This is a genomic window from Glutamicibacter sp. TV12E, from assembly GCF_052441935.1.
Taxonomy (GTDB): Bacteria; Actinomycetota; Actinomycetes; order Actinomycetales; family Micrococcaceae; genus Glutamicibacter.
The window spans coordinates 2,527,832-2,541,760 of record NZ_JBQVVF010000001.1 but is presented as its reverse complement, the minus strand read 5'-3'; the positions used below and the strand labels follow the sequence as shown (position 1 = coordinate 2,541,760).

Annotated in this window: 12 protein-coding genes; 4 read left to right on the top strand and 8 right to left on the bottom strand. The window is 58.9% G+C overall.

The genetic code is table 11. The annotated features are described in order from the left end of the window. The first annotated feature begins 7 nt into the window (after nucleotides 1-7). From ACT7DV_RS11955 to ACT7DV_RS11945, 3 genes are all read left to right on the top strand, one after another. Nucleotides 8-1,249: a THUMP-like domain-containing protein gene (locus ACT7DV_RS11955; RefSeq protein WP_444662790.1), complete on the top strand. Its 1,242-nt coding sequence runs from the start codon at nucleotides 8-10 to the stop codon at nucleotides 1,247-1,249. A gap of 153 nt (nucleotides 1,250-1,402) precedes the next feature. Beyond that, a complete protein-coding gene (locus ACT7DV_RS11950; RefSeq protein WP_444662788.1) occupies nucleotides 1,403-2,545 on the top strand; it encodes a glutamate--cysteine ligase in 1,143 nt (380 codons plus the stop codon). Between the two features lie 343 nt (nucleotides 2,546-2,888). Then, nucleotides 2,889-3,161, top strand: a complete 273-nt coding sequence (locus ACT7DV_RS11945) for a hypothetical protein (RefSeq protein WP_444662786.1) — start codon at nucleotides 2,889-2,891, stop codon at nucleotides 3,159-3,161. A gap of 267 nt (nucleotides 3,162-3,428) precedes the next feature. Here ACT7DV_RS11945 and ACT7DV_RS11940 read toward each other — a convergent pair whose 3' ends face one another. The 4 genes from ACT7DV_RS11940 to ACT7DV_RS11925 all read right to left on the bottom strand — a co-directional run bounded on the left by ACT7DV_RS11940 (nucleotide 3,429) and on the right by ACT7DV_RS11925 (nucleotide 8,394). Next, on the bottom strand, nucleotides 3,429-3,902 hold the full coding sequence (locus ACT7DV_RS11940) for a MarR family winged helix-turn-helix transcriptional regulator (RefSeq protein ID WP_444662784.1): 474 nt from the start codon (nucleotides 3,900-3,902) through the stop codon (nucleotides 3,429-3,431). Continuing rightward, the gene (locus ACT7DV_RS11935) at nucleotides 3,899-6,193 is read right to left on the bottom strand and encodes an MFS transporter (protein WP_444662783.1); all 2,295 of its coding nucleotides are present in this window, start codon (nucleotides 6,191-6,193) and stop codon (nucleotides 3,899-3,901) included. The genes ACT7DV_RS11940 and ACT7DV_RS11935 overlap by 4 nt, the downstream gene beginning before the upstream one ends. A gap of 258 nt (nucleotides 6,194-6,451) precedes the next feature. Continuing rightward, a complete protein-coding gene (locus ACT7DV_RS11930; protein ID WP_444662781.1) occupies nucleotides 6,452-7,126 on the bottom strand; it encodes a FadR/GntR family transcriptional regulator in 675 nt (224 codons plus the stop codon). Continuing rightward, nucleotides 7,123-8,394, bottom strand: a complete 1,272-nt coding sequence (locus tag ACT7DV_RS11925) for an MFS transporter (RefSeq protein ID WP_444662779.1) — start codon at nucleotides 8,392-8,394, stop codon at nucleotides 7,123-7,125. Before ACT7DV_RS11925 ends, ACT7DV_RS11930 begins: the two co-directional genes overlap by 4 nt. 200 nt (nucleotides 8,395-8,594) lie before the next feature. On the opposite strand from ACT7DV_RS11925, the gene ACT7DV_RS11920 reads away from it, so the two are divergent. Further along, complete coding sequence (locus ACT7DV_RS11920) at nucleotides 8,595-9,428, top strand: fumarylacetoacetate hydrolase family protein (RefSeq protein WP_444662777.1); 834 nt, start codon at nucleotides 8,595-8,597, stop codon at nucleotides 9,426-9,428. A gap of 68 nt (nucleotides 9,429-9,496) precedes the next feature. On the opposite strand, the gene ACT7DV_RS11915 is transcribed toward ACT7DV_RS11920, so the two are convergent. Genes ACT7DV_RS11915 through ACT7DV_RS11900 form a run of 4 tightly spaced genes read right to left on the bottom strand, consistent with a single transcriptional unit; the run spans nucleotide 9,497 to nucleotide 13,924 of the window. Then, the gene (locus ACT7DV_RS11915) at nucleotides 9,497-11,095 is read right to left on the bottom strand and encodes a glycoside hydrolase family 32 protein (RefSeq protein WP_444662776.1); all 1,599 of its coding nucleotides are present in this window, start codon (nucleotides 11,093-11,095) and stop codon (nucleotides 9,497-9,499) included. Beyond that, the gene (locus ACT7DV_RS11910) at nucleotides 11,092-12,039 is read right to left on the bottom strand and encodes an ABC transporter ATP-binding protein (RefSeq protein ID WP_444662774.1); all 948 of its coding nucleotides are present in this window, start codon (nucleotides 12,037-12,039) and stop codon (nucleotides 11,092-11,094) included. Before ACT7DV_RS11910 ends, ACT7DV_RS11915 begins: the two co-directional genes overlap by 4 nt. After that, the gene (locus tag ACT7DV_RS11905) at nucleotides 12,036-12,953 is read right to left on the bottom strand and encodes an ABC transporter ATP-binding protein (RefSeq protein ID WP_444662772.1); all 918 of its coding nucleotides are present in this window, start codon (nucleotides 12,951-12,953) and stop codon (nucleotides 12,036-12,038) included. The genes ACT7DV_RS11910 and ACT7DV_RS11905 overlap by 4 nt, the downstream gene beginning before the upstream one ends. Then, a complete protein-coding gene (locus ACT7DV_RS11900) occupies nucleotides 12,950-13,924 on the bottom strand; it encodes an ABC transporter permease (RefSeq protein WP_444662770.1) in 975 nt (324 codons plus the stop codon). Before ACT7DV_RS11900 ends, ACT7DV_RS11905 begins: the two co-directional genes overlap by 4 nt. Nucleotides 13,925-13,929 lie beyond the last annotated feature (5 nt).

Sequence of the window (13,929 nt, the reverse complement as noted above, 5' to 3'; positions counted from 1 at the left end):
TAGAACTATGGCCCAGGCTTCTAACGATTCAACGCTCAACGAACAATTCGCCGCCCTGCTTTCCGCGGACGGATGGCAATTGCTCTCCACCATTGATCCATCCATGGTTGCTTCCAAGGATGCCGCCTGGACATTGAACGAAAAACTGCGCAAAGAAGGCCACGACCCCCAGGTGGTCCGCGCCGTCATTGCGCAATCAGAGCTTCGCTTCAAAGCACGAGTGAAATTCGGGCCCTTCGCCGATTCCCTGATCTTTACGCCGGCGGGCCTGGAACAGGCAACACGCTTGACCATTGCAGGCTTGCACGCGCAGCGCTTCACCAAGGCCGGGGCCACTCACGTGGCAGACCTCGGTTGCGGAATTGGCACCGACTCCATCGCGCTGGCCAGCGCCGGGTTGCAGGTGACCGCGGTGGAGAAGGATGAAACTACGGCTGCCGCCACCACTTTGAACCTGATGCCTTTTGAGAATGCCACTGTGATTCACGGCAGTGCCGAGGAAACCGACCTCGCCGGAATCGACGGCGTCTGGCTGGATCCAGCACGGCGCACCGATGTTGCCGGCAGCACCCGCCGGCTCTTTGACCCAGAAGCCTTCTCGCCTCCCCTGTCATTTGTCGAGAAGCTCGTGGACTCGGGGCTCGACGTCGGCGTCAAGCTGGGCCCGGGCCTGCCGCATGAAGCCATTCCCGCCAATGCGGAGTCCGTGTGGATTTCAGACCACGGCTCGGTCATCGAAGCCTGCCTGTGGTTCGGTAAGCTCAAGCGCGAGGATGTTGCTCGCGCCGCGCTGGTGATCGACAAGGATGGCGCGCATGAGCTCACCAGTGACGTCGCGGACAAGGATGATCCGGCGGCCGAAGTGGGCGAGCTGGCAGCGCACATCTACGAACCCGACGGTGCAGTCATCCGCTCGCACCTGATCTCCAAGCTCTTGGAAAGCACCGGCGGCCATCTGCTCGATGAGCACATTGCATACTTCACCCATGAAGAACAGATCTCCACGCCTTTCGCCCGGGGCTACAAGGTGCTGGCAGTCCACGACTACAACGTGAAGAAGCTTCGCGGCTGGGTCAAGGCCAATGGAATTGGCACCTTGGACATCAAGAAGCGTGGCGTTGACGCAACCCCCGAGGAACTTCGCAAGATCCTCCTGGCCGGCGCACCCAAGGGCGCAAAGAACCGGGCAACATTGATGCTGGCACGCATTGGAGAGAAACGTGTGGCGTTCGAGGTCTCGCCTCACTAATCTAGGGTGATATACCTCCCATCGGCTGGGTATCCCGCCCGATGAGTTGCACTACATAGAATAGGTATGGAGGAACATCGATTTTCGGTGAATTTCCAGTCCTGTTTCTCGGCTCCGGAGCAATCCGTCCGAGACGTCATCACTAGGAGCGCCGTGCAAAAAATCGAGTTCGCCCAATCTGCCCAATCCACCATCGGTGTTGAATGGGAAATCGCCTTGGTCAATCGCGAAGATGCGGACTTGTGCTCGGTAGCCGAAAAAGTACTTGATCAGCTTAAGGAAGATGCAGGGCTGGGCCACGAGGATGAGCATCCAACGGTCAAGCCTGAACTCCTGATGAATACCGTTGAGGTAGTCACCGGAGTGCACAACACCGTTGCCGGCGCCACCGAAGAACTGCGCACCAACGTGCGCATGCTCAATGACGTTGCCGGTGATCATGGAGTGGACCTCTACTCCGCTGGATCCCACCCCTTTGCGGCGCCGACCTTGCAGCCGGTTACCGACAAGGACCGCTACGCCAAGCTCATCGACCGGACCCAGTGGTGGGGGCGCCAGATGGTGATCTATGGCGTACACGTTCATGTTGGCTTAGACAGCCGCGACAAGGCTCTGCCCATCACAGATGGCCTGATCAACTACCAGCCGCACTTCCAGGCGCTCAGCGCTTCCAGCCCGTACTGGGGTGGCGAAGATACCGGTTACGCTTCGCAGCGTTCCCTGATGTTCCAGCAGCTGCCCGCGGCCGGCATCCCCTTCCACTTCAATTCATGGTCTGAATACGAATCCCACATCGCAGACATGCTGCATACCGGCGTGATTGACGACGTCTCGGAAATCCGCTGGGACGTTCGCCCTGTGCCGCGTTTTGGAACCGTTGAAATGCGCATCTGTGATGGCTTGAGCTCGTTGGAAGATATCGCCGCGATTACCGCGTTGACCCAGTGCCTGGTCCATGACATGTCGATGTCGATTGAAGCCGGCTACAAGATCCCGATCATGCCAGCGTGGTTCCGCGTGGAGAACAAGTGGCGCGCTGCCCGTTATGGCTTGGACGCCATCATCATCTTGAACGCACAGGGCGATGAAATGCTCGTGACCGATCACCTGCGCGCCGAGGTCAAGCGCCTCGCTCCGGTTGCTGAACAGTTGGGCTGCTCCAAGGAGCTGCAGGGCATCATAAGCCTGATTGAATCCGGCGCCGAGTACCAGCGCCAGCGCAAAGTCTTCGCTTCGTCTGGCGGGGACTTCCATGCCGTCGTGCGCGATAACGTGGCGCGAATGAAGGCTGTCTAAAACTAACTTCGATTCTTCAATGACAAGGGCGGCTGGATTTTTCTAGCCGCCCTTGGCCTATTCAATTGCTGACACAGATCTAGGCACAGGAGGTTCGCAGTTCGCCAAGACGGCGACGGCCTCAAGTGGCCTGTTGCTGACGCCTGCAGCAATCACAATCAAAGTGGCGATTGACGAGCATTCGTCGCCATCAGCCATTGGAAATTCCGTTCGCAGGAAACCCGGACCCATCCGGTGGTTGCACCCTCCTGTTCCAGCTGATGTGCCTCACCCCTGCCCTTTAATCCAATTCATGGTTATACTGAGTGGCGATGACCGTTCACGAATACTGGAAGGCACAATCATGATGAAGAAAGCACTTGCCCGCCTGGCTGTCTCAACGGCCGCCATAGCGCTCGCTGCGGGAGGGCTAACCGCCGTAGCCCTGCCCGCCCAGGCAGGTTACACATACATCTACCCCACCGACTACACGACTTTTGACGCGTGCAATACCAAACGCCTCACCATGAATTCTTCATGGACCCGTTCTAGCCAGTGCTTCATCTATTACGACACCGACCGCTACGGCAACCGGGTTGGACCCAACGTATGGAAGTTCTACGTCACTGTACGGTAGGCACTTGAGCTTGTTCTGAGGGACAAGCAACGCACCAGCACCAGCCCAAGCCAGCAGCAAACAATTGCCGCGCGAGCTTCTGCATTGGCTGGCGTTCGGGACTGGGAACGCAGTCGCGTATTTTCTGCGGTTCGTTGCAAGCGAAGTCGAAGTAAGTCGCTAGCGTTCCTTCCTGGTTGAGCATTGCCTATACGCACAAAGCCCACGGGCGGTTCCCGATCAATGATCGGGAACCGCCCGTGGGCTTTGCTTCTGCTATGTCAACGCCTAGTCGCGGAAGCGCTCTTCCACTTGTTCAGAGAAACGCAAGAGGAGCGATGCGAGTTCCGAGACATCTCGCGGATCCCACGCTGCGAAGATGTTCCAGTATTCGGAACGCGTGGACCGCTTGATCTCCTTGAATCGATCGAGCGCGAACTCGGTCGGACTGACCAAATACACCCGTGCATCATGCTCCGAACGCTCCAGCTGAATAAGGCCCCACTGCTTAAGGTCCTTGAGCTGCCGTGAGACCACCGACTTATCCATGTGGCAGCCAGCTACCAAATCGGAAACCGTCAGGTCCTCTCCGGGACGGCGCAGTGCGCACAGCAGCACTGCCCGCAACACCGAGAACCCGGCGCCACGCAGTTCAGGATGGAACTTCCTGGCGTTGTGAGCCATGCGCTCCTTGATTGCGGGAGCCAGCCTGGCGAATGCTGCTTCGATGTCATCTAGCGCCGCACCGTTGGCGTCGTTCACGACTGCTCACTCCGATTTGGCTCTGTCGCACCGCCTGATGGTTCCTCGACTGCAGGTGATGGCGCGACAGGCTCGTCAGCAGCTTTTGGTTCGGTGTTGCCGGCCCCAGCAGCGTGGCGCCCCTGCATCCTGCTGACAGCACGGCGCTCGGCGCGGGCCTGCAACTGCAGTTCACGCTGAACGCGCTCGGTGTCATCCACGCGCTCCCCCAGAACATTCAATCGCTGGTCATAGGATTTCAACGCCTGGACGACGTCGCCGACCTGCTCTTCTATCTGGGCATGGGCGGCACGGGCCTTTTCCAGCGTGGTTTGGAGCTCTTCCACCATGAATTCAACGCGAGCGGACTCGTGATGGGCGTCAATCTCCGCTGCCTCCAGCGGCTGGGAGATGGTCGGCTCGGTGCCTGGCTGGCGAACATCGGTGTTGGCACCAGTGCCCTGCTGGGCATTGCGGGTGCGCATGACCTGCTCGGCAAGATCGCGCTCATCCATCCGGCGAGCCTGGCGCACCTGGCGACGGGCCTCGCTCAGTTCATCCTCGGAAGGAAGAGCGATGGCCCCGGTGGCAACGAGCTCCTCGTAGCCACGGCCTCCGCGTTCAGCAGGCTCCAGTGCGGAAAGTTCTCCGCCCAGCTCCTCTTCGATTTGCTCCGAAGCGGACTTCTTGGACAGCGGCTTGTTCGGGAGGAAGATGGCACAGATCAAGGTGACGATCGCCAGTGGGACTACCAGCAAGAACAGGAAGGCGATGGACTGGCCGTAGGAGCTTTCCACGACGGCGCGCACTGGTTCGCACAGGTCATTCACCGCGGGCACGGTGCCGCTGCCCAATGACTTGAGGCTGTCGGCGCAATCAGGATTATCAACCAGGAGCTGCGGAACACCGGCTGCCTTGTTGATCTCCTCGACGGCCTTGGCCAAGCCGTCCTTCATCTTGTCAGCCACCTGGGTGCCCAAGACGGAACCCAGAACGGAGACGCCAATGGTGCCGCCAAGGCTGCGGAAGAAGGCGATGGCACCGGAACCGGCACCAATCATGCGTGGAGGCAGCGAGTTCTGCGTGACCAGCACCAGGTTCTGCATCAGTACGCCGGAGCCCAAACCGAGCAGGAACATGCCCAGGTCAACGAACCACAGCGGGGTGTCGTAGTCGATTCGCGACATCAGGTACAGGCCAACGCTGAGCACCACGCCGCCACCGACAACATACTTCTTCCAGCGGCCGGTGCGCGAGATCAGCTGGCCGACGATGATGGCACCGAACATGGAGCCAAGAACCATTGGCAGGGTCTGCAGGCCTGCGTGAGTGGGCGTGAATCCTCGGGCGAGCTGCAGGTACTGGCTCAGGAAGACCGAGGTGCCGAACATGGTGACGCCCACGGCGACCGATGCGATGGATGCCAACGCAAAAGTGCGCTGGGCAAAAAGGCGGATCGGGATGATGGGTTCCTTGACGTGCAGTTCCCAGAGCACGGTGGCAATGATCAGCACGCCGGCAGCGGCGGCCATGGTGATGCTCTGCGAGGAGTCCCAGGCAAATCCGCCGGAGTCCGGGGTCTTGCCGCCGAGGCTGATCCAGATCAGCAGCAGGCTGATGCCCGCGATGATCAGTGCCGAGCCGAGGAAGTCGATCTTCGTGGTTCCCTTTACGTGCTTGATGCGCAAGGTGGCCTGGATCAGGATCAATGCGCCAACGGCGAATGGCACGCAGACGAAGAAGCACCATTCCCAGCCCCAATTATCGGCAATAACGCCGCCGAGCAGCGGTCCGCCAATCTGGCCGACAGCCATCACGGCGCCCATGATGCCCATGTACTTGCCACGCTCGCGAGGCGAAATGATGTCGGCGATCACCACCTGGACCAGGGCCATCAGGCCACCGGTGCCAACCGACTGGACCAGGCGCCAGCCAATCAGCCATGACATCGCGCCCTCATGGGTATCGCCGCCGATCTGGCTGGAGAAGCCAGCCGCTACGGTACCGGCTACGAAGATGACCAAGGCAATTTGCAGCATCGCCTTGCGGTTGAAGATATCGGAGAGCTTGCCCCAGATCGGGGTGGTGACGGTCATGGAAAGGAAAGCCGCAACCAGCACCCAGGTGTACTGGGTATTCGTGCCGTGGAGGTCGGCAACGATCAATGGCATTGGCGTGGCGATCACCGTCGATGACACCAATACGGTGAACATCGCGGCCATCAGGCCTGAGATGGAAAGCATTACCTGCGCCGGCTTCATGGCGGCTGCAGGTTTTGCCTCGGTTTCTAAAGGCGGTGCAGAAGTTGACATTACTCAACCATCTAAAAAAGGTTGAATATTGTCAACTTCTTATTTTGAGCCAAGTGGCGATCGAAAATTGCATTGCCAGGCTATTTATTACGCTGATTTCCGGGAGTCGCACCCCGCTGCCAACCTGCCCGCCAGGCGGTGCGAGAAAGCAAAATGTCGCCAAGCTCACAAGATATTTTCCTGATTAAACCCGCAAAGGAAAGTGGCCGCTGGGAAATTACCCAGACGGCATCGGAACAGCAATGGCCGCTTTGGCAGCTATGGCATCCAGCTCATGCAGTAGTCAAGATTCTCGATCACTGTTTTGGCCGCAGCTTCAGAGTCTCCGGCTTCGATGGCGTCGACCAGCGTTTCATGCCCCTCGCGCAGGCAGCCATCAAACCCATCGGCTAGCCGTTGGACCATCTTGGCACCGTGGAAAACATCGCCGAATCCTTCATAGATCTCATGCATCAGCGGGACGCCGGAGGCACGCGCCACTTCCAGATGGAACTGCCAATCGGCCTGCGACCATGCTTGGAAGTCCCGCGCCTTCCATGCTTCATCGCGTTGCGCCAAGAGCGCGCGCAAAAGCTGGACAACATGCGCATCGGCCGCGTGAGCGGCGAGCCTCGCCGATTGGGTGTCGAGAGCAAAACGAACTTGCAGCACGTCACGGTCGGAGTGCTCGCGGTAGATCCGCTGCGCGGTGCCGCTGATCTCATTGGTGGCCCGAACGTAGGTCCCGTCACCCCGGCGGACTTCGAACATGCCGGTGCGCGCCAAGGCCTTGATGGCTTCGCGCAGGGTGCCGCGCGAAATGCCGAACTCTGCCATCAGCTCTGGCTCGGAAGGAATGCGCTCGCCAACCGGCCAGCGCCCCTGGGCTACCGCGTCTTGCAGCTTGGCGGCTACTTCATCGGCCAGGGGCCGTCGCATCGGCGTGGCACTCATGCCTGCCCCTTCTCGGATGCCGCATCCACCTCAACGAGGTGCCGTGATTCATGATCCTGGCGAAGGCCCCCGAGCTTGTAGCAGAACAGCAGCTGCACCACGGCGCAGGCCAGGATGATCACCAAACCGGTCGTCCATGATCCCAGGGCGCCTTGCATGATCCCCAGTGCAAAGGGGCCGATAGCGGCAATCAGGTAGCCAACGGATTGCGCCACGGTGGATAGGGCCGTGGTTTCTTCTGCACTGCCCCCGCTGCGGCTGAGCATGAGCATGACCAGCGGGAACACGCCGAATCCAAGGCCGATCAGAAGCGAGGTCAGCAGCGACAATTCCACCGGCAAGAACAGCAAGGCAGTGAAGCCGAGGACTGAGCAACTGGCGGTCAGCACGAAAGCGGCGCGTTGCAACCCCGGCTTCGAAGCCATCCAGAGCACCGCCAGGACGGCAAGAATGCTGACGCCCTGAACGATTCCCAGCATCAAGCCCGCAGCGACCGGTTCCAGCCCTCTCGATATCAGAATGTGGGGCAGCCAGCTGACCACCGTGTAGACCAGCAAGGACTGGATGCCGAACACAGTGGTGAAGAGCAGGCCCTTGCGCGTAGCCAGCAGCGCCCAGGGAGAGACGCGAGCCCCCGGGGAGACGGTGGCCCGCTTGCTCGAGAATGCCAGCGGTATGAAGACCAGTAGTGCCATGAAGGCCGGAATTGCCCACAGGGCCAAGGCTGTTGTCGGCGAACCTGCCTTGGCGGCCAGCGGGACGCTGATCGATGAGGCCAGGGTTGCACCAATGGACATGGTTGTCGTGTAGGCCGCTGTCATCGAAGCCGCGCGGTTCCCATGATATTGGCGGATGAATGACGGCATGGCGACATTGCAAACAGCCAGCCCGCACATGCCTACTACCGTTCCTCCCAGCAGGGCCCACGTCGAATCAGCCACGCGCAGCGCCAAACCGGCAGTAAGCAACAACAAGGAAAGGGCTATTCCAAGCTCAAGGCCCGTCCTGCGAAGCACCGTGCTGGTCGCTGCACCAGCCACCGCAAAGCACAACACCGGGATGGTCGGCAACAGGGAGGCAACAAAGGTCCCATACCCCATCAGCTCCTGAAGGTCATGGAACAACGGCGATGCCGACGCGATTCCCATGCGCAGGTTCAGGCCTACAAGGATGACGGCCACGACCGCTAGGAGATTCGCCCTCCATGCGGGCTTTAGGGCTTCTTGAACTGATGGCTGGCTCGATGGTCCAGTTGAATTGACACTCACCCCTAAACATTAGACGTTTGATGTTTGAGAACGCGATTTTTGTGGTCCGCCTTACATCGCGCTGGCAGCTGGCCCCTCAGTGGAAGATGGGACTGAAGGCGGCTCGCAGACCCGTTGCCATGAACCGCAAAGCACTCTTCCCTGTAAACAAAACATCGCCAACTGCAGGATCATCCGGCTTCAGTAGGTAGGATTCGAATATGCCTGAAGCCGTTTACCGAATCGCGCGCGTTCGCCCCAAAGACAGTGGACCATCAGCAATCGCCGAACAATTTTTTGTCCGCAATGACGCGGCTGATTTCGATTCTGCGCAAGCCCGCACGTGGAAAGTCATCACTTCACCCTTTCCCGGCTCGCGAGCGAATCAGAATAGCCCAGCACGGCCAGGCTGGCACATCGATGACTTGGTGGCCGAAGACCAGTTTGATCTCTTATCCCCCTGCAATCCAACGAATATCTTCGGGATGGCGCACAACACCGGGGCACCAGGCCGCGCCTTGCCGCCGCAAGCTTTCCACAAGTCAGCCAGCTCGGTCGTGGGTCCTTTGGACGCCATAAAGCTGGACGATAGCGGTGCACGCGTTGATCCGGAAGCAGAGTTGGCGATCGTCATTGGCCGGCCCGCCAAGAACCTCACGCTGGAAAATGCCCGTGATGCTGTTCTCGGTGTGACCATCGGCAATGACGTGACGGACCGTGACGCTCAAAACGCTGATGAGTTGTGGATCAGCGCCAAGAGCCCTGATACCTTCACTCCGGTGGGCCCGTGGATTGTTGCCGGGCTGGATGACAGAGATCTGGACGTCGGCATTGTGCACAATGGCGAGGCACTTGTAACCTCGACTACTCAGAATCTCGGGTGGGGCGTTGAAGAGATCCTGGTTTACCTCAGCGGATTCATGACCCTGCAACCGGGCGATCTCATCTTGACCGGTTTCCCTGCCAAGTCCCGGCCAATTGCCGCGGGCGATGAAGTCATTTGCAAGATCCAGGGTATCGGGGAGCTGAAGAATCCAGTAGTTCTGGCCAGCTAATGCACTTCGGAGGAGACGGAACGGGCAGATGCCTTGGAAATTCATTTCCTGTGCATCTGCCCGTTTTTCTATGCGAAGCTCAGGTTGCGCACCGTGAGATTCTTGTACGTTGCCTTGCCTCCGGAGACGAAGAGCTTTATCCCGGAATCTGATGCCAGCGGGAACACTCGATGGGAATGAACTATCCGTCCGTCGCCAAAGAACACTTCGACGCTGGAGCGATCAACCAGGATCCGCACCTTGATTTTCCCTCCGGGTACTTCCAGCGGGCTCTTGGTTTCGCTCTTGTCCCCTGGGTGGAAGCTTGGCATGCGGTTCACGTAGGCAAACCGGCCGGCCAGGTAAAGCCCGGTGGCCACGTGACGGGTGCCGGTCCGTGCCCTGCATATCTCGAATCCGATGTTCTCAGGTGGATTCGCAGGGTCCCAGTTCAAGTCGCATTCCAGTTCATAGGCGCTGCTGGAGAAGGGCAAGACCTGTTCGCTGGAAACTGTTGGGCTGCCCAGGCTGATGCTCGGGCCAGCCAGCTGCGCCAGTTCAGCCACCGGAACCGAAGTGAAGTAATAGCCTTCAGAGCCGGCAATCAAGCGGATTTCGCGCACAATCATGTCATCACCGTTATAGCCATCGGTGGCCATGCTCGGAGCATTGTGCGGGTAATCCCAGAAGTTGTTCCAACCGATGGCACGGCGTAGCTCGGGGTTGACGCTGCCATCCGCACGGTGATCCGGATAGGTGACCGCTCCGTAGAAGTCGAATCCCCAGTCCAGCCACTGCGGGTCATCGTCCTTGGTAGTGAAGGCCCGGCCGTCAAATTCGCCCAGCCAATAGGCATAGGTAGCCGGCAAATCACGTGGTTTGCCGTTGGCGCTCGTACCTAGCACCCAGTGTATTGTTCCGTCCGAGGCCCGAATCTGGAATAGATCCGGGCATTCGAGAATGCCCAAGTTGGTCCGCACAAATTCGCTGGTGCGCTTCCACTGCTTCAGGTTCGGCGAAACGTAAATTCCAAGACGATCGCCCTCTGCGTTCAGCATGACCCAGCGGGAGGTTTGCTCATGCCAGATGACCTTCGGATCACGGAATGCTTCTTGGCCAGGGTTAGGCAAGACCGGTTTGGTGCCGCCTGGTTTGAACGAGCGTCCCCTGTCCGTGGAGTACCAGAGGAACTGTGCTTGCTCGTTCTCAGGCGCCTGTGTTACCAGTGCTATGAGGGCGTTCTTCCCGTAGCCAGCGGTGTTGTTTTCATCAATGACAATTGACCCTGACCAGCAGTCGCCATTTGGACTGTCATGCTTGCTGATGGCGACGCCGTGGTCAGTGAAATTCACGTGATCAGTGGTGGTCGTCAGGCGCCAGCTCGTACCCGTGCCGCCGAGGATGTAATCCTCGTTGTACAGGTAGTAATACAGGTATTCGCCGTCCAGGTAGATGGGACGTTGCGGGTCATTTTTCCAATTGTCCGGAACGCTGAAGTGGTAGCTGGGACGGTAACTCATCGCGCTGGACACATTATTCCCTGTTTCTGTTCGCGGGGTCGCCGGTGCCGCGTGAGCTGTTCCCGCGCCAAGACCGGTCAGGCCCAAGGCGGTCGCGGAGGCCAGAGTGGTCACGATGCTTCGACGGGACGGACCAGCATTGGCCACGCTGTTCGTATTCAGATTCAAATCGTTTCACTTTCGTCAGCCAGCACCCAGTGCTGGTTGGCTTTATCGATGACATGCTTTTTCAAATTGGCGCTGCTTGACCAGCGTGCGATTTGCTCACGCAGGACAGCACGCTTGGAAGCGTCGAGACTGCCATCGCGATCTGGATTAGGCACAGCTCCAACGAGAAGCTGGGTGTATGGATGCCTCGGGTTGTCCAGCAGCTGCACGGATTCCCCGGACTCGACAATTCGTCCCTCGTTGAGCACCGCAATTCGATCCGACAAATAACGGGCCGAGGCCAAATCATGGGTTACGTACAGGATGGCGATCCCACGCTCGTCGCGAAGCTTATGCAGCAGGTTCAGGACGCCAATGCGCACGGATACGTCAAGCATGGAAGTAGGCTCGTCCGCCAGGATGACACTGGGCTTGGCTGCCAGGACACGGGCGATGGCGATACGCTGGCGTTGCCCGCCGGAGAGCTCATGCGGGAAGGAGGAGAGCACGTCCGGACTAAGCCCCACGGTGCTGACCAATTTGGCCATTTCGCTGCGCTTCGACTTGATCTCGGGCTGATGCAAAGCCAGGGAACGTTCCAAAATGTGCTCCACGCGAAAGGTCGGATTCAACGATCCGAATGGATCTTGGAAGACCATCTGCACTTCACTGCGGTACTCGCGGGCGGCTGCGCCGTTGAGCCCGGCAATGTTCTGCCCATTAACTAAAACTTCTCCGGAATCCGGAGTCTCAAGCAGGGCCAGGCAACGCGCCAATGTGGATTTGCCAGAGCCCGACTCCCCCACCAGAGCGACGATTTCTCCGCGCTGAATCTCCAGGTCAACATTCCTCAAAGCAGGAACCTTCTTGCGGCTGAAGAGCGACGAGCTGTTGTAGGACTTGCTCAGTGAACGGATGTTCACGGCCGGGCTAATTGCGGTCTTTTCTGTTGTCGTTGTAGTCATAGCGCTTCTCCTTGCGACAGCACTGGTTGATTACTCGGTGCAACCCAATGGCCTTCGCCGATGTCTTCCAAGTCCTGGACATTCGTGAATTTGACGCCTTCTGCCAGTCCAGTGAGTTTGACCTTTGGTCCGTGCAACGGTGGGAACGCACCAAGCAGCGCCTGGGTATAGGGATGGCGGGAACCATGGCGCAGGATGCCTGATGGCGCCAGCTCAACAATGCGGCCTCCGTACATGATGCCAATGCGGTTCGAGAGTTCCAGCATCAACGACATGTCGTGAGTGATAAACAGGATGGCAAAGCCCAATTCTTTTTGCAGTCCACGGATCTGCTCCAGAATCTCTTGCTGCACCACCACGTCCAGTGCCGTGGTTGGTTCATCAAGGATCAACAATCGAGGGTTCAGCGCACAGGCCATGGCAATGACGATGCGCTGACGCTGTCCGCCAGAAAGCTGATGCGGGTAGGCGCGCAAACGCGCTGGATCAATGCGCACCATTTTCAGCAGCTCTTCAGCGCGCTGCATTGCTGCGGCACGGGTACCACCACGATGTGTGCGGATCACGTCAACAAATTGCTCGCCAATCCGGGTGACCGGATTCAACGAGTTCATAGCTGACTGGAACACCATGGCGACATTGTTCCAACGCCATGCGCGAAGTTCTGCCTCGGCCATGCCCAACACATCTTTGCCGTCGAAGAGGATCTTGCCGTGGGTGATCCGGGCAGGATCTTTCAATAAGCGCATGATCGAGTTGGCAATGGTCGACTTGCCACAGCCAGATTCCCCGGCCAGGCCAAAGATCTCACCGGAGTGGATGGTGAAGCTGACCCGGTCCGCGCCGCGCACGGCACGTTCATCGCTGACGTATTCAACAGTCAGGTCCTGGACTTCCAATACCGGGACGCTCATTTTTCTTCCTTTCGCGCAACGGTAGTTGCCGCGGTGCTCTTCGTTGCGTGTTTTGGACGGCGAAGACGCGGGTTGGTGATTTCGTCTACTGCGTAGTTGCACAGTGCCAGCGCGAATGCGACCAACGCGATAGCAAGACCCGATGGCACAAAAATCCACCATTGGCCGAGCATCAAAGAGCCGTCACTGGTGGCCCAGAACAGGTTGGTGCCCCAGGAGATCGTATTGACATCTCCCAAGCCGAGGAATTCAAGACCGGCCTGTGCGCCGATGGAACCAATGATGCAACCAAGCAATGTGGTCATTACCACCGAAGCCATGTTGGGTAGCATTTCGCGGACCATAATGCGCAGCGGGCGCTCACCCGATACCAGAGCCGCGGCAACATAGTCTTTTCCGCGGATGGACATGGCTTGGGAACGCATGACACGCGCGCTGCCCGCCCAACCGGTAATCACCAGGACAACAATGACCGTGCCAATGCCAGGAGGCATGAAGGCCGCGAGGATCACGAGCAATGGAAGCCCGGGAACCAAGAGGAAAACGTTGGTGACCAAGGACAGTACTTCGTCCAGGCCGCGCCCGAAGTAGGCTCCGCTTAGACCAACCAGGACACCAACTACGGTCGAAAAGATGCCAGCGGCGAAGCCGACAAATAGCGAGGAGCGTGCTCCCCACAAGGTGAGCCCCAGGACATCCTGACCCTTGGCGGTGGTGCCTAGCCAGTGTTCCATGCTCGGCATGCTTGCACCGGCGTTGGTAATCCGGGATGGGTCTCCGGGGAAGATCACGGGAGCAAGCAAGGCCAAGATGATGAAGGCCAGCAGGATGCTGAGGCCAGCTACAGCCTTGCCGTTGCGCAGCAAGGTCCGAACTAATCTGGCGGCACTGATGCGGGCGCGCGCGGAGGTGCTCTCTTCGGTTGTTTGCTCCGCGACGAGGGTCTGAGGATCTGTTACATTCTGGCTCATGATGA

Coding starts and splice junctions, on each gene's coding strand:
- ACT7DV_RS11900 (WP_444662770.1), bottom strand. CDS start 13,924: ATGAGCCAGAATGTAACAGATCCTCAGACCCTCGTCGCGGAGCAAACA.
- ACT7DV_RS11955 (WP_444662790.1), top strand. CDS start 8: ATGGCCCAGGCTTCTAACGATTCAACGCTCAACGAACAATTCGCCGCC.
- ACT7DV_RS11930 (WP_444662781.1), bottom strand. CDS start 7,126: ATGAGTGCCACGCCGATGCGACGGCCCCTGGCCGATGAAGTAGCCGCC.
- ACT7DV_RS11910 (WP_444662774.1), bottom strand. CDS start 12,039: ATGACTACAACGACAACAGAAAAGACCGCAATTAGCCCGGCCGTGAAC.
- ACT7DV_RS11935 (WP_444662783.1), bottom strand. CDS start 6,193: ATGTCAACTTCTGCACCGCCTTTAGAAACCGAGGCAAAACCTGCAGCC.
- ACT7DV_RS11920 (WP_444662777.1), top strand. CDS start 8,595: ATGCCTGAAGCCGTTTACCGAATCGCGCGCGTTCGCCCCAAAGACAGT.
- ACT7DV_RS11905 (WP_444662772.1), bottom strand. CDS start 12,953: ATGAGCGTCCCGGTATTGGAAGTCCAGGACCTGACTGTTGAATACGTC.
- ACT7DV_RS11945 (WP_444662786.1), top strand. CDS start 2,889: ATGATGAAGAAAGCACTTGCCCGCCTGGCTGTCTCAACGGCCGCCATA.